Below are 15,309 nucleotides of genomic sequence, written 5' to 3'. Positions count from 1 at the left end.
TGGCCGCAAAGTTTATCGCAGAACAGCTATTAGCGCTATCCACTTTGTTGTTTATGATAGAGTGAGCGATATTATTAGTAGTAACGAGGTATATTGTAATGAACGATAAGACAGCGATTTATCCAATTGGAACGCAAGGTAAACCTTGGGGTGAACAAGAAAAGGCTGAGTGGCTTGCCCAGCAAACTAAAAAACGCTCGTATCAAGAGCAAGTCGTGGCAAAAATCGACGCGTTAAAAGACCGCTTTCAAGTAGAACAATACGGCGAGTTAAATTATCAGGACGCTACGTTTCCACTGTTTGTTATCAAAACTAAAAACTGGGATGAAGAAAAGCCAGCTGTGTTAGTGACTGGCGGTGTGCATGGGTATGAAACCAGTGGAGTGCAGGGAGCATTACTATTTGCTGAAGAACAAATGCAGGAGTACAGCGATGATTTTAATATTGTTGTGTTTCCCTGCCTGAGTCCATGGGGATACGAAACCATTAATCGCTGGAATCCAGATACTGTCGATCCGAATCGTTCGTTCATACAGGACAGCCCGGCGCAGGAATGTGCGTTGGTTATGTCTTATCTTGACCAGCTAGGTGTGGACTTCTTAGCTCATATTGATTTGCATGAGACAACCGATACTGATAACTCCGAGTTTCGCCCTGCTAAAGCGGCTAGAGAAGGAGAGGTGAACACCAACTGGAATATTCCAGACGGATTTTACCTGGTGGGTAATTCAGAAAATTTACAGCAAGAATTTCAGATAGCGGTGCTAGAAGAAGTGTCCGAGGTTACTCATATCGCGGACGCCGATGAGGAGGACAAACTAATTGGTGCGCCGGTTGATCTGCATGGGTTAATTAGCTTTCCGGTTAATCAATTAGGTCTATGTATCAGCTTAACCAATGCTATGTACACAACCACCACCGAAGTGTATCCAGATAGTCCTAAAGCGACGCCAGAAGAGTGCAACCGGGCGCAGGTTGCCGCAGTCGTAGGCGCGTTAAAATTCTTACAATAAAATCTAGGTAACTACCTAACAAAGTGCTACGTTATGAATTATAGCATTCAACTAACCTATAATTCATAACGTGCGTTTACTATTTCGATCACTGCTTCTTTTAGTTTTATGGCTAGCCCTGTGGCGGCTGTCCGCGTTAATGGAGTACAGTGAGCACGCCAGTCTGTGGTTTCCGCCAGCTGGCTTAACATTTGCTGCATTGCTGGTAATGAGCTGGCGGGCTATCCCCACACTATTTGTCGCCAGTATTGTCTCAACATTCTGGATGGCTTCTCTTTACCAGTTGGACGCCGGCCCACTAAGCCTGGCTAAGGCTGGAGTCGGATTCTTTTTTGCACATGTGGTCCCTTATTTCGTCGGTGCCTTGCTGCTACGATGGCAAATGACCCGTTTGCAAGATAGTGGAATCACCACCACCGTCCTTAACTTTTTATTACTTGCCTGTTTAAGTTCTTTGGTGGTTTCCTGGTTAGGAACATTAACCATCGCTGAAAGTGGCTTATTGAGCCGGGCAGAAATATGGGATACCTGGTTGCCTTGGTGGATTGGTGACTTAACCGAAGTGATTGTATTAGCGCCTATATTTATAGCTGTTATTAGCTGGCGCTATCCGCAACTCGAGGAATGGCTGGGAGGGCTTACCTTTGCAGTCTCCGACAGAAACTACCGTTCATTTGTTGGCAAACTTTCTCTCATCCTTGGTCTATTGTTTGTCAGTCTGCTGCTGGTTAATTACAGCCAGCGTGAGGAAGCGGCGTTTGCCGTATTCTTCTTAATTTTACCTTTTTTATGGATCGCCTATACAGAACCGGCGATCTATACCGCTCTGGCGATAACCTTGTTTAGTTTTCTACTCGCGAGTCTGGTGCCATTGTTGCAGTTAATGAATTATGCGCTGGTGTTTCAGTTTGCCATTACCGTGATTGCTGCCAGCGCCTGGTTCGGAGTTTCGGTACCAACGCTGGTAGCAAGTAATTTAGTGTTAACTGAACGAGTGTCTAAAGACGGACTCACTCAGGCATCTTCGCGTGAGTTTTTTATGCAGCGGTTGCAGCAGCAACTGCGCCAGGCAAAGTATCAACAAAAACCAACCGCATTGTTGTTGTTTGATGTTGATAAATTTAAGCATATTAATGACAACTTCGGTCATATTGTTGGCGACGAAGTTCTGGTCGGCGTTACCGCAACGGTTAAACAACAATTGCGTGATGGAGATTTACTTGGGCGTTTTGGCGGCGATGAGTTTATGGTGATGCTAAACACTACAAATTTAGGCGAAGCGTTAGAAACCGCCGAACGTCTGCGAAAAGCAATCGCTTGCCTTAAAGTGTCGGTTCCAGACATTCATGTAAGTTGCAGTTTTGGCATTGTTGAGATTGCGGCTGGTGAGCATATTATGGAAGCAGTCGATAGAGCCGATCAGGCGCTACTGAATGCCAAACGCGCAGGCAGAAATTGCGTAGCAAGGGGATAAGGTTCGATGAAGATTATTTTTTTAGGCGGTACAGAAACGGTAACTGGCTCTAAATATCTGGTTGAGACTGAAAATACCCGGTTATTGGTTGATTGCGGTTTATTTCAAGGCTACAAATGGCTACGAAAACGTAATTGGCAGCCCTTGCCAATGGGAATTAATGAAGTTGACGGGGTGGTCCTAACCCACGCGCATCTTGACCACTCAGGCTTTATTCCGGTGCTTTATAAAGAAGGTTACCGTGGTCCCATTTTTGCGCAAGAGGCGACCACTGCTTTATGCGATATTTTGTTGGCCGACAGCGGCCGTATCCAGGAAGAGGATGCTAAATTCCTGGGTAAGCACGGATTGAGCAAACATAAGACCCCACAACCGCTGTATGACGAAGCCATGGCACTGGCCAGCATGAAGTTATTTCAATCGGTGAGTTTTGGTCAAAGTTTTGCCGTTGGTGATATTAATATAACATTACAACCAGCAGGACATATCTTAGGAGCCAGCTCGGTCATCATTGAGGCAGAAGGCAAGCGCGTTGCATTTTCAGGAGATGTAGGACGGCCGCAAGACGTTATGATGTATCCGGCCGCACCATTGCCTGAGGTCGACTTGCTATTATTGGAGTCGACCTATGGCGACCGCCAGCATGATAAAACTGAGAGTGCAGAAAAGCAGCTGGCTGATGTAGTCAATGAATGTAGCAGTAGCGGTGGTGTTTTGTTGATTCCCGCCTTTTCAGTAGGTCGCGCACAATTGCTACAGTATTTGTTGGTTAAATTAATGGATCAGGGGGACATTCCGCGTCAGCCAATCTTCCTGGATTCGCCCATGGCCATTAATGTATCTCAGATCTATCGTCGTCATCACCAACTGCACAAACTATCAGACAGCGTATGTCAGCATTCTTTTGATAAAGTTATTTACACGCGGTCGGTGGATGAGTCTAAGGCTATTGCCTCGCAGTCGGGGCCGCATATCGTTATTGCGGGTAGTGGCATGGCCACTGGCGGACGTATTTTGCATCATTTTAAACGCTGGCTTACTGACCATCGTTGTACCGTGCTGTTTAGCGGACATCAAGCGGGTGGTACACGGGGTGCGAAGATGCTGCAGGGCGTTGAGTCGATTAAACTGCACGGCCAGTGGTTACCGGTAAAAGCGCGGGTACGGCAACTCGATGGGTTGTCTGCTCATGCAGACTATAGTGAGTTAAGCGACTGGCTAAAACAATCGGATTTGCGAGCGGGAACTCCAATTCAACTAATTCATGGCGAACCGGATGCAATGGAATCCTTCCGCGACCATTTAAATCAGACCACTAACTTTGATGTTGATATTGCCGACTATCAGGGGGTTTATCATCTATAGGTGGGTTAAAAAAACATCTACAAATATACTAGGTAATTAATCCAGTCACTGAGTTATTTACGTACTAGCCTCTGACTTTAACGCAGTGAGGTTATTTAATGTCTGCTTATCCCTGGACTCTGTCCGCCAACCGTGTCTTTACCGGTGTATTGTTAAGTCAGTTGGCGATTACCGTCCTGATTTGTTTTTTCACGGGCGAATGGTTATTACCCGTTGGTCTGTCATTGGTGATTGTTTCCTTGCCTCTTGCGTTAATCCGCTGGTTGCCGCATCAGCCAATAACCCGGCATACGGTAGCTGCGGCGATACAGCTAATTACCGCGCTGCATATTGACCAGACGATGGGGCTGGTTGAAATGCACTTTGAAATTTTTGCGGTATTAGCATTTTTGATTTACTACCGAGACTGGAAAGTTTTGGTAACCAGCGTGACGGTTGTTGCCGTTCATCATGTACTGTTTTTTGTTCTGCAGCTAAACGATGTTGGTGTTTATATTTTTGCTGAAGGCTATGTGACGCTGGGTATTTTAGCCATTCATGCGAGCTTTGCCGTTGCCGAGGGCGCAGTTTTAGCCTTTATTTCGCATAAGAGCTATGTTGAGGCGAAAACGGCAATAACGATAAAGTCAGCGATAGAAACTATTGTCAGTGATAAGCAACGGATAAACCTAAAGACCTCAATAGTTGCCGATAATCCCGAAACACAGCGATTTGCTGACTTAATTAATACCGTCCGCGAGAGTATTGCTGAGACGTATGATCTGAGTTCTACGGTTAATCAGAACTCTGATGAATTGACAACTAACACGCGGACCCTAACCGGTAAACGCGAAAATTCAGCGGCACAAATCGAACGAATCGTTAGCGCTATTGATGAGATGGGCAGTACCATTGCCTCGATTTCGGATCAGGCGCAGCAAGCCCGGGAAGCAGCCAATGAATCTTTAGACACAAGCAGTCAGGCCGTTGACTACACGCAACAGGTTAATGCAGAGATCGTCTCAGCTCGCGAAACGATCGATCAGGCGAATCAACACATTCAGTCTCTGGAGCAAAAAAGCAGCCGTATCAATACGGTGGTTACAGCGATTAATGACATTACCAAACAAACTAATTTGTTGGCGTTAAATGCAGCCATTGAGGCCGCGCGAGCCGGTGAACATGGTCGTGGCTTTGCTGTGGTTGCGGATGAAGTGAGAAGTTTGGCTCAGACGACTGAACGCAACGCCAAAGAAATTAGCGATATTTCTCAGCAAATACTTGAGGAAGTAGAGCTGTCGGTTAGCAAAGTGAGTAATGCGTCGAGTAAAATAGACCAGAGCGTATCATTGTCTTCAGACTTAAAGGAATTAATTGAACGCGTGAGTGAGCGAGTGGCGAGTATGGCAGACCGCATCGAGCAAGTGGCATTTGCGACCGAACAACAAAATTCGGCTACGGGAGAAATGTCGAATTCGGCCCAGGCCCTTACCGCTTTATCACACGAGGAACTGCAGTTGGTTGAGGCCAATGATGATAAAGCCAGAGAATTAGCGGATGTTGCAAAGCGCTTAAAACAGCGTGTTTCCAGGTTTGATGTGTAATAGAAAGCGAAACCAACCATGGCTGGTGGTGCTGGTGGTAAGCTGGTTTGCTATCATTTTGGTTGGATTGTGGTGGCTGCTCGATGCTCGACTGACCTGGTTTGATGGCTCTGGCCGGCTGCAAACACGAATAGCTGACGAGGGGTTTACTGAGCAGCTAAAAGCTCAATTAAGAAAACATACCGATGAATTAGCTGGCGCAGTTTTTCACATTAATCAGAAAGATTGTCGCTGTAACTGGCGAACTCAAGGCCACCAGGCTCAAGTAAAACGACAAGTCAGCGCTAATAAGGGCCATAATTATCAGCTCGATATCGACCAAATATCTGCTTTACAAAATTATATTCCAGCCACGCCAGCTATTATAATTTTTAATCAAAACGAACATTTAGTCTATTTGGGACCTTATGCCGATGGTGCTTTTTGTAATACCGAAACCAGTTTTGTTGAGCAGTTGATACCGCTGGTAAACGCGCGGCATAGCCAAAAGCAGTCTGGTTGGATCAACCTCGCGGCAAAAGGCTGTTATTGTCCAGTCGCATTTTAATGACTCTCAGGTTACAGTAACGATATAATAACAATTTACGCATTTAAGGGATCGTGTGGTGCGAAATCATCATTTGTTGAGCCAGTATGTGTCAGCATTGGAGTCATCAGCTTTGTGTATTCGCTTAGATGCGCAGGGCAGAGTCATCTTCATTAGTGAGTCTTTACAAAACCGGCTGAATACCGATCAGCCGCTTGTCGGTAAGGCGCTCAAACAATTTGTTGATCCCGCCCATCGCGAGCAGCTCGAAGATCGTATTAAGTATACCGTTAGTAACCAGCAGAGCTGGAATGGCATTATAAAATTAGCGACACAGCAAACCCAGGGTGCTTGGTTTCAGTGCCTTACAATTCCTTTGTTCGATACGCAGGATAAACTTTCTGAAATTGTGCTGCTATTGCAAGATGTGTCGCGAGAGGTATACCTGGATGAGTTGCTTAGCGAGACTCGTTTCGATTCGGTCACAGGTTTAGCTACTCGGGTGGATTTATTGAACGATATAAAAACCACCAATGCGCAATGTTTGGCCATTCTGGATATTAGAAAGTTTCGTTCATTTGCCGATTTTTACGGGCTGGAATTTGGTGATGAATTGCTACGTGCTTTTAGTCTTTGGTCTGCGCAATTTTTAAATGACAGACACTTAAAGATTTATCGCTTATACGGGGATAAATTCGCTATTGTCGCCGACTTTAGAATGATCCCCAGCGTTTTCGAATTGCATTTAAAACATTATTATCAGGCACTATCGTCCACTCAGTTTCAGATAAACGGTGGCGACGTGGCGATTGATATTGCGCTGGGCATGGGGGTAGGTCGCAAAAAGTTAGTGCAGTTGGCTGAAAGTGCGCTGGCAAAGGCGAAAAAAGTGTTTTCCGGCGATCGCATTGAATGTGTTAAGGAGCGCGAATTCGTTAACAGCAACAAAGTTAACTGGATGCCAAAAATACAGGCGGCGCTGGATAACCACGATTTTATTAACTATTACCAACCGATCAAAAGCAGTGATGGCAAGAATGTTGATTATTTCGAAGCTTTGGTAAGAATGCGTGACAATGGCATTGATTTGCCTCCGGGTATGTTCCTCGACAAAGCAAAGACGACCCGTTACTACAGTCAGATAACCCGCTCAGTGATAGAGCAAGCGGTGATTCAATCCGAACAACATAATGTCGCGATTTCGGTTAATATATCCATCGAAGATATTCTTAATCCACAAACTGTTGAATTTATGCTTGATACACTGGAGGCGCATAAATCTGCTCAGCTCATCTTTGAAATTACTGAGACTGAGTCAACTGAAGATTTTAGCGCCGTTGAGGACTTTGCCAAGCAAGTTCGCCTGCGTAACGGAAAAATCGCCATTGACGATTTCGGAGTTGGCTACTCGAATTTTTCCCGGCTTATTCAGTTGCATCCGGATTATTTGAAAATCGATGGTAGTATTATTCGCAATATTTTAAGTGATAAGAGTAATGCCAGTATTTTGACTGGAATGATTAGTATTTGCCGAGAAATGAATATTCCGATGGTGGCTGAATTCGTTGAAGATGAGGCGGTTAATGGTTATTTGACGCAACAGCAAATCGAGTTTTTGCAGGGCTATTACATCGGCAAGCCGGCTCCGCAGTTATCTAAATGGCTTAATTAAAGGGAAGTTTGGTCAATGGAAGTAAAAAGGACATTCCGGGAGTTTCTAGAAATCATTCCTGATGGAGCTATCGTTATTAATTGTGAAGGCAATATTGTAGCGGCTAATGAAGCGGCGGCAAACATGTTCGATTATACGTCGAGCACTCTTATTGACTTGCCATTAAATCAATTGATTCCGGAACAGTTTCGTAAGCAGCATGATCAACATTTGAGCAGTTTTTTCTCACACCCGGGTAAACGTTCAATGGGTAACGGTTTACGTTTTCCCGCTGTAAGACGTAATGGTGCCGAGTTTTATGTGGACATTATGCTGAATCAAATGGATGTCGATGGTGAGTTATTCGGGGTCGCCATTGTGCGTGACTATACGCTGCAACAACAGGCTGAAGAAAAGATTCGCCGCGAACTTGAGTATGAGAAGCGTCAGGCCCTGACGGATCACTTAACTGGGGTAATGAATCGCAGAGCATTTGTCGCTCAGTTAAACGATGAATTACAACAGTTGGCAGAGCAGGGCACGCCATTTGCTGTTGGGTTTATTGATCTGGACGACTTTAAAGAGGTTAATGACAAGTTTGGTCACCAATACGGTGACGAGGTGCTGCAGTCTATTGCCCGGCTTATTACTAATTGCAGTCGTCATTCGGACCATATTGCCCGGATAGGTGGTGACGAGTTTGCCACAATCCACCCGATGATTTCAGCTGATAATGCGTTGCAAATGATGGAACGGCTGCGCTCTCAGCTAGTCACCGGCATTGAATCGGAACATTTGCCGGTAACTTTATCGATTGGCCTGTGTCAGTGTGACCAGCTATCAAAATGCTATACCGTAGAAAACATTATCGATATGGCGGATAAAGCCATGTATCAGGCGAAAAGTGAGGGGAAAAACGCAGTAGTACTGGCGCAATCCCAATAAATCGCAGTTAATTATTAACCACCGGCCAATCAGCCGCGTCATTATGATCGAGCACTGATGTTTTATCGCCTCGCCAGCGCGCTATAAATTCACCCTCAGGGTCGAATTGACTGGTCTGCTTTTGCAAATTAAATTGACGCCCCCCTCGAGGGTCCGCGCCAACGCCTGCTATATACTGCCAGTTGCACCAGTTTGAGGCTACATCATAGTCAATAAGTTGCTGCTCGAAATAGGCTGCCCCGTAACGCCAGTCGATACCCAATTCGTTAATCAAACAACTGGCCACGATTTGACGGCTACGATTTGACAGATAGCCGGTTTCATTTAATTGCTTCATACAGGCATTCACTAAAGGATAGGGAGTATTACCCTCACACCATTGTTTAAAACGGCCCGGATAAAAACTGGTTTTGGGTCGTTTATCACTCAAACCTTTAAAGCTAAAAACTTTGTGCTGGTGACGGATCAGATACCAAAAAAAGTAATCTCTCCAGAGTAATTCAAATAGTATCCAATAGGTTGAGTCGTTAGCCTCATATTGTTGTTCATAGTCACGCACCCGATTAACCACTTGTTGTGGAGAAAGATTACCAGCAGCCAGCCATGCGGAAAGTTTGGTTGATTGATCAAAACCTTCTAAGGCATTCCTGGTTTGTTTATAACGGGCAGGGGCGGAGCTGCTAAAGTACTGCTGTAAATGCTGGGCTGCGGCAAGTTCGCCACCCTCGACTAAAGCTCCGGATGGTTCCGGCAGTTGCGGCAGTTGATGATGCTTGTTGATCACCAGCGTCTTGTGGTTAAAGTTCGGGTTATAAAGTTGCTTGCTGGGCAGTGAGTCTGAAAGCGGCTCGACCAGTTTACGAAACTGGCTAAAACTAGCGGGCAGTTCATTAGTGGAACAAGGCAGCTGCTGTTCTGCAAATAAGGTGGAGTTGTCAATTTGCTGAAAGCTCAGATAGGGAAACCTTTTCGCCAGTTGTTGCCAACGACGTTGTTCGTAAATACCGGCAGTCCTTGCTCCAAACACCGCGTCCAGACTGTACTGGCTAATTAACGCACTAAGCTCCTCAAGTGGTTCGCCGTTAAGCACGATAAGTTGGTGCCCGGCCTCGGCTAATTGCTGCTTTAGCTCGGCTAATGACTGCATAATAAAACGCAGACGATGCTTACCTAAAGAGGGCATACCGTAGCGCCCCCTAGTGAGGGCTTGCCTATCGATAACATAACAGTAAGCGAGTCGCTCACATTGCTGCTGTGCTATGGTTAGAGCAGCATTGTCGTTGAGTCGTAGATCGTGCGAGAACCAATATAGGGCGCGCTGGTATTTTTTTGTCATAATTTAAACTTAACTAGCGGAATTATCGTTATAAATTACGAAATAAAAACCAAAATGGACGTGTGATATGGGTACAGCAAAAACAAAAATTATGCAGCTACTCGGCTTTGCCGGGTTAATTCCCTTTCTGGTGTTTTCCTTAGCCCAGTTAATGGGGGTTAAGTTACCTTTACCGGTTGCACCAATGACACTGCTGCTCACTTACGGGGCTATTATTTTAAGCTTTTTAGCGGGGATTTTGTGGGGAAGAGCGATTCACCGCGCTGACAGTGAACCGACCAATAGTTTACTGGTGTTAAGTAATGCGTTCGCGTTGCTGGCTTGGTTTAGCTTGCTGCTTGATAGTGTGTTTTGGGCGCTACTGATTCAAATGGTTGGGTTTGCTCTGGTACTCACGTTCGAACGGGTGCTTGCCAGAGGCAGTCTGATGACGACGCAGTCCGGTTATTATCCTATGCGTCTAATTTTGACCGCAGGTGTAATTGTTTGCCAGCTATTGGTACTGGGTAATCATATTTTCTAACGACCAAGAAAAAAGCGGCACCAGTGTTTAGCTGATGCCGCTTTAAAAATATAACTAACTAATGGTTATTTTACGCCATCTAAGATAGTCACTTCGCCTAAATTTAGGTTCCGGACTTTGTCTTCGATTTGTTCTAAATCACCAACAATAACCCAAGTCATTGCACCAGGACGCAGCACTGAATCGGCTGTCTGCTTAACGCTGTCCAGGTCAATAGCCTCGATGCGTTGGGCATAAGCTTCAAGGTACTGCATGTCCTTACCTTTATTTAAGGTCTCGGTAACAGCTCCAATAAGCGCGCCTTTGGTTTCATAAGCGCCTGGCAACTTCGCCGTTTTGTTGGCTTTAACTTTTGCCAGTTCGTCCGCGGTTGCAGGATCAGAACCTTCGTACTGAGTAAACTCCTTAACAATTTCCTCAATAGACTCTTTAGTCTTATCGGTTTGTACAGGGGCTAACGCAATCAGCAAACCCGGTCCCAAATTATCCAACCATATTGACCGAGCACCATAGGACCAGCCTTTATCTTCGCGCAGGTTCATGTTCAAACGGCTGGTAAAGCTGCCGCCCAATATGGTGTTCATAACATCAATAGTGTCTGCGTTCTCTACGGTACCTGAAGGTGCCAACTGACCTGCAATGATCAGCGACTGTGGTGTTCCGGGCTTATCGATCAAGAACACACGCGCGTCTGACTGCGGCTCAGGAGTATCAAGCTGCTTGGTTGGTAAGGCCGACTCTGGCGCCTGCCAGCTGCTGAACTTTTGCTCGAGCAATGGCTTAACTTGATCTTCTGTGGTGTCGCCGACAATAACCAGACGTGCATTATCCGGACGCATCCAGGTATTTGCATGTTGCACCAAATCATCACGGGTTAATGACTCAATCGATTCGACCGTGCCAGAACCTGTTAATGGCTGGCTATACGCGTGGTTTTCACCAAACATTAGCCCTGGTACTACGCGCAGCGCCTGAGTTTGTGGCCTCGCTTGCTCTTTACGGATGTTCTCTATCCAGTTAGAGCGTTTGCGTTCAATTTCTTCTGCAGGGAAGGTTGCAGACTGCAGTACTTCATTCATTAGGTCCAGACTTTCGTTTAGATTTACTGTTAGTGTATCCATACGAACATTTGAACTATCCAGTGACGCGCCGGCTGACAGACTTGTTCCCAGGCTGTCAAGACGTGCTGAAAGCTCCATTGGACCATAATTTTCGGTGCCTTCTTTTAACATCGACATGGTAAAACTGGCGGTTCCCGGTTTGTTACCGGCATCTGCAGCGTAGCCAGCATCGAATACCAGGTTCATTTCGACGGTTGGTGTATCGCTGCGCTCGGCGAGGTAGACTTCCAACCCGTTAGACAGTTCAAACGTCTTAAGCTCTGGCAAATCGAGCATTGGCAAATCGCCAATTTCCGGTAGTTGCTCACGGCTTGCTTGAGCTTCGCCTGCCTGATAGTCACCGCGTGGTTCTACGTGCAAGACAAAATCGCCATCAGTTAACCAACGTTGTCCGGCTTTTTGTAGGTTGGCAACGGTAGCCCCTTTAATCCAATCCATTTCTTGTTGGTAAAAACCGGGATCGTTATGATAGACCGCGCCTGACGCTAAAATGTCAGATTTGCCACCAAACCCACCGACTTTCTCGGCCTGGCGAACAAATTGTGCCGTGGTACTGAATTTAGTTCGGCTCAGTTCTTCTTGAGTCGGACCTTCGGTTAATAGCTTATTCAGTTCTTCATCAATAATTGCTTCGATGCGGTCAAGCTCGACTCCTGCCTTGGCATCGGCGGTAATAAAGAACTGACCTGCTAAATCACGACTAAACTGAAAGCCGCCAACAGAGCTTGCTAGTTGTTCGTCATAAACTAACCGTTGATATAGGCGAGAGTTTTTACCATTCGCTAAAATATCGGATAACAATCCTAAATACTCAGCATCTGCGGTGCCAATCTGGGCCGTATTCCAAACACGATAAATGCGCGATGCAGGAACATCATCTTTCATTGAAGCGCGTTTTGAGCCTTCACGTTTGGCTACCCACGCTTGCAGCTTTTGCAGTGGTTTTCCGGGGTCGATATCGGCAAAATACTTCTCGACTTTTTCTTTGGCTGTCTCGACATCGATATCGCCGGCTAGAACAACGACCGCGTTGGACGCACCATAGTAGTCTTTAAACCACTGGTGAACGTCATCCAAAGAAGCATTATTTAAATCTTCCATTGACCCGATGACGGACCATGAGTAGGGGTGCCCCTCAGGGAATGTCTGTTCTGCCAGGTATCCCCATACTCTTCCGTAAGGTTGTGCTTCGCCTTGACGTTTTTCGTTTTGAACGACACCACGTTGCTCATCGAGTTTATCTTGAGTAACGGCGCCTAAGAGATGACCCATCCGGTCAGATTCCATCCATAACGCCATATCTAGAGCTGGAGTCGGTACATTCTGGAAATAGTTGGTACGGTCATTATTGGTGGTACCATTCATTTCGGTGGCACCAGCGCGTTCAAACGGGCCGAAATACTCATCATCGTAGTTTTCAGTACCATTGAACATTAAGTGCTCAAACAAGTGAGCGAAACCCGTTTTGCCGGGCTTTTCATCCTTAGAGCCAACGGCGTACCAAACATTAACGGCAACAATTGGTGCTTTACGATCTTCGTGGACCACGACCGTTAGACCATTATCCAAAGTAAACGTCTCGTAGTTTACTTCTACTTGCGGGAATTGTTGTTGGCTTGTTTGTTGAGATGTTGACGGTTCGCCAGCTGTCGACTGGGTCATCTGGCAACCACCTAATAGCGCCGTACTAACGGCCACCGCGGTTAAAGTTTTAATCATTTTCATCGTTATTTGTTGTCCTTAATGAAATTGTGCGTTGTTACTATAACGAGGGTGCTTGTATAACTATAGGTAAATGGGTTAAAAAATTGTAACGAAATTAGACAAAGCAAATTTACCGCTAGGCTTTTAATTGTCATCACAATCAAGGATAATTGCGCGCGGTCTGAAACGCTAAAGGGAAAACACACGCTTGTGAGTAAAACGACAGTTATTGCAATTGCTGGTGCGTCAGCTTCTGGCAAAAGCTTGTTCGCTTCTACCGTATACCAGGAGCTGGTAGCGGAGCTTGGCACCGATGGCATCGCAATTTTAGCCGAGGATGCGTACTACCGCGATCAGAGCCACATGACGATGGAACAGCGCGTGTTGACTAATTATGATCAGCCCTCTGCGTTCGAACATGATTTGTTGTTACAGCATATTCAGCAGTTACGAGCGGGTAAATCTGTCGAGATGCCACAATACAGCCATACGTCGCATACGCGAATGGAAGACACGATTAAAGTTGCTTCGGCAAAAGTCATCATGGTCGAAGGCATTTTATTGTTGACTGATCCTGCGTTAAGAGAAGAATTTGATATTGCAGTATTTATGGACACACCCTTAGACGTGTGTTTACTGCGTCGAATAAAACGGGATATCGAAGAACGTGGTCGTACCTTGCAGTCGGTAACAGAGCAATACGAACAGTATGTACGCCCGGCCTTTTTTGATCATATTTTCCCGTCGAAGCAATATGCAGATTTGGTGGTAACTCGTGGTGGTCAAAATGAAATCGCTATCGACATTATAAAAACAAAAATACGCCAGTTATTGGCGGAATAAAGTTGGTCTTCTATGAATAGTTTGCTCGGCATTGCTGTAATTCTTTTTGTTGCGTATTTATTCTCAACAAACCGAAAAATGATTCGCTGGCGCACCGTTATCGGTGCGTTTTCTATACAGGTGGCACTGGCCGGGTTTGTTCTGTATGTACCTATTGGCCGCGAAATGCTGTTTAGTTTTGCGCAAGGGGTATCGACGGTAATTGGCTACACCCAGGCTGGGATAAACTTTCTGTTTGGCGGTCTAGCGTCAGAGGAGTTTGGCTTTGTATTCGCCATTCAGGTTCTCAGCGTCATCGTATTTTTCTCCTCTTTAATTTCGGTTCTTTATTACCTGGGGATCATGAAGTGGATCATTCGCGTGCTTGGCGGCGGTCTGCAAAAATTGCTAAAAACCAGTCGGCCAGAATCAATGTCGGCAGCGGCAAATATTTTCGTGGGGCAGACCGAAGCGCCGATGATGGTGCGGCCTTTCATCGGTACCATGACGCGCAGTGAGTTGTTTGCGGTCATGGTCGGTGGTATGAGTTCGGTATCGGGTTCGGTGTTAGCCGGTTATGCGGGTGTTGGTGTCGAACTTAAATACCTTATTGCAGCAAGCTTTATGGCAGCACCTGCTGGCTTTCTGATGGCTAAAATGATGATTCCGGAATGCGAGCAGCCGCGTAATGATCTGGAAGAAGTTGAAGTAAAAGATAATTCGGCCAATGTTATTGATGCAGCGGCCTCTGGCGCATCAAGTGGCCTGCAGTTAGCGATGAACGTAGGTGCCATGTTGCTGGCGTTTGTTGCCTTAATTGCTCTGGTTAACGGCATGTTTGGCTGGGTTGGTGGCTGGTTTGGTTATCCTGAACTGACCATGCAGGAAATTTTTGGTTACGTATTCCGGCCGGTTGCATATGTGTTGGGCGTAAGCTGGGACGAAGCTCAGTTAGCGGGCAGCTTTATTGGTCAAAAGCTGGTAATCAATGAGTTTGTCGCATATTTAGATTTCGTGAATTACAAAGAGCAATTGAGTCAGAACTCTCAAGTCATTATCACCTTTGTACTGTGTGGCTTTGCGAACTTCTCGTCTATTGCAATTTTATTAGGTGGACTTGGCGGAATGGCACCTAGTCGTCGGCATGATATTGCCCGGCTGGGTATGCGGGCATTGTTAGCGGCGACCATGGCTAACATGATGAGTGCTGCTATCGCCGGTTTCTTTGTGTCCTTGACCTAATTGA

At 46.0% G+C, this 15,309-nt stretch carries 12 protein-coding genes; 10 read left to right on the top strand and 2 right to left on the bottom strand.

The window, feature by feature from the left end; genetic code table 11:
• Window positions 1-98: 98 nt before the first annotated feature.
• The 7 genes from CWI81_RS04920 (at window position 99) to CWI81_RS04890 (ending at window position 8,557) form a co-directional block, all read left to right on the top strand.
• Entirely contained in the window at window positions 99-1,013 is a 915-nt protein-coding gene (locus tag CWI81_RS04920; RefSeq protein ID WP_126784161.1) for a M14 family metallopeptidase, read from the top strand.
• Between the two features lie 70 nt (window positions 1,014-1,083).
• Window positions 1,084-2,487: a GGDEF domain-containing protein gene (locus CWI81_RS04915; RefSeq protein WP_198678640.1), complete on the top strand. Its 1,404-nt coding sequence runs from the start codon at window positions 1,084-1,086 to the stop codon at window positions 2,485-2,487.
• 6 nt (window positions 2,488-2,493) lie between these two features.
• Entirely contained in the window at window positions 2,494-3,852 is a 1,359-nt protein-coding gene (locus CWI81_RS04910; RefSeq protein ID WP_126784157.1) for an MBL fold metallo-hydrolase RNA specificity domain-containing protein, read from the top strand.
• A 98-nt stretch (window positions 3,853-3,950) separates the two neighbouring features.
• On the top strand, window positions 3,951-5,435 hold the full coding sequence (locus CWI81_RS04905) for a methyl-accepting chemotaxis protein (protein WP_126784155.1): 1,485 nt from the start codon (window positions 3,951-3,953) through the stop codon (window positions 5,433-5,435).
• Window positions 5,428-5,982 carry a DUF6436 domain-containing protein gene (locus CWI81_RS04900; protein WP_126784153.1) on the top strand — a complete coding sequence of 185 codons (555 nt, stop codon included), beginning with the start codon at window positions 5,428-5,430 and terminating at the stop codon, window positions 5,980-5,982. Before CWI81_RS04905 ends, CWI81_RS04900 begins: the two co-directional genes overlap by 8 nt.
• Window positions 5,983-6,040: 58 nt before the next feature.
• Entirely contained in the window at window positions 6,041-7,633 is a 1,593-nt protein-coding gene (locus tag CWI81_RS04895; protein WP_126784151.1) for a sensor domain-containing phosphodiesterase, read from the top strand.
• Between the two features lie 15 nt (window positions 7,634-7,648).
• On the top strand, window positions 7,649-8,557 hold the full coding sequence (locus CWI81_RS04890) for a GGDEF domain-containing protein (RefSeq protein ID WP_126784149.1): 909 nt from the start codon (window positions 7,649-7,651) through the stop codon (window positions 8,555-8,557).
• A gap of 7 nt (window positions 8,558-8,564) precedes the next feature.
• Here the strand turns inward: CWI81_RS04890 and CWI81_RS04885 are convergent, their stop codons facing one another.
• Window positions 8,565-9,893, bottom strand: a complete 1,329-nt coding sequence (locus CWI81_RS04885; protein ID WP_126784147.1) for a DASH family cryptochrome — start codon at window positions 9,891-9,893, stop codon at window positions 8,565-8,567.
• A gap of 67 nt (window positions 9,894-9,960) precedes the next feature.
• Between CWI81_RS04885 and CWI81_RS04880 the strand changes: the two genes are divergently transcribed.
• A complete protein-coding gene (locus CWI81_RS04880; RefSeq protein ID WP_126784146.1) occupies window positions 9,961-10,416 on the top strand; it encodes a DUF3429 domain-containing protein in 456 nt (151 codons plus the stop codon).
• A gap of 65 nt (window positions 10,417-10,481) precedes the next feature.
• Here CWI81_RS04880 and CWI81_RS04875 read toward each other — a convergent pair whose 3' ends face one another.
• Window positions 10,482-13,262: a M16 family metallopeptidase gene (locus tag CWI81_RS04875; RefSeq protein WP_126784144.1), complete on the bottom strand. Its 2,781-nt coding sequence runs from the start codon at window positions 13,260-13,262 to the stop codon at window positions 10,482-10,484.
• 189 nt (window positions 13,263-13,451) lie between these two features.
• On the opposite strand from CWI81_RS04875, the gene udk reads away from it, so the two are divergent.
• Window positions 13,452-14,084, top strand: a complete 633-nt coding sequence (gene udk, locus CWI81_RS04870; RefSeq protein ID WP_126784142.1) for a uridine kinase — start codon at window positions 13,452-13,454, stop codon at window positions 14,082-14,084.
• 12 nt (window positions 14,085-14,096) lie between these two features.
• The gene (locus CWI81_RS04865; protein WP_126784141.1) at window positions 14,097-15,305 is read left to right on the top strand and encodes a NupC/NupG family nucleoside CNT transporter; all 1,209 of its coding nucleotides are present in this window, start codon (window positions 14,097-14,099) and stop codon (window positions 15,303-15,305) included.
• Window positions 15,306-15,309 lie beyond the last annotated feature (4 nt).

It is taken from the genome of Idiomarina seosinensis (genome assembly GCF_003987275.1).
Taxonomy (GTDB): Bacteria; Pseudomonadota; Gammaproteobacteria; order Enterobacterales; family Alteromonadaceae; genus Idiomarina; species Idiomarina seosinensis.
The sequence above is the reverse complement of the archived record's forward strand: the minus strand, read 5'-3'. Positions and strand labels throughout refer to the sequence as shown.

What these genes read in the sequence shown, in the direction of transcription:
- CWI81_RS04875 (WP_126784144.1), bottom strand. Translation starts at nt 13,262, where the DNA reads ATGAAAATGATTAAAACTTTAACCGCGGTGGCCGTTAGTACGGCGCTA.
- CWI81_RS04900 (WP_126784153.1), top strand. Translation starts at nt 5,428, where the DNA reads ATGTGTAATAGAAAGCGAAACCAACCATGGCTGGTGGTGCTGGTGGTA.
- CWI81_RS04885 (WP_126784147.1), bottom strand. Translation starts at nt 9,893, where the DNA reads ATGACAAAAAAATACCAGCGCGCCCTATATTGGTTCTCGCACGATCTA.
- CWI81_RS04890 (WP_126784149.1), top strand. Translation starts at nt 7,649, where the DNA reads ATGGAAGTAAAAAGGACATTCCGGGAGTTTCTAGAAATCATTCCTGAT.
- CWI81_RS04865 (WP_126784141.1), top strand. Translation starts at nt 14,097, where the DNA reads ATGAATAGTTTGCTCGGCATTGCTGTAATTCTTTTTGTTGCGTATTTA.
- CWI81_RS04905 (WP_126784155.1), top strand. Translation starts at nt 3,951, where the DNA reads ATGTCTGCTTATCCCTGGACTCTGTCCGCCAACCGTGTCTTTACCGGT.
- CWI81_RS04920 (WP_126784161.1), top strand. Translation starts at nt 99, where the DNA reads ATGAACGATAAGACAGCGATTTATCCAATTGGAACGCAAGGTAAACCT.
- CWI81_RS04880 (WP_126784146.1), top strand. Translation starts at nt 9,961, where the DNA reads ATGGGTACAGCAAAAACAAAAATTATGCAGCTACTCGGCTTTGCCGGG.
- CWI81_RS04910 (WP_126784157.1), top strand. Translation starts at nt 2,494, where the DNA reads ATGAAGATTATTTTTTTAGGCGGTACAGAAACGGTAACTGGCTCTAAA.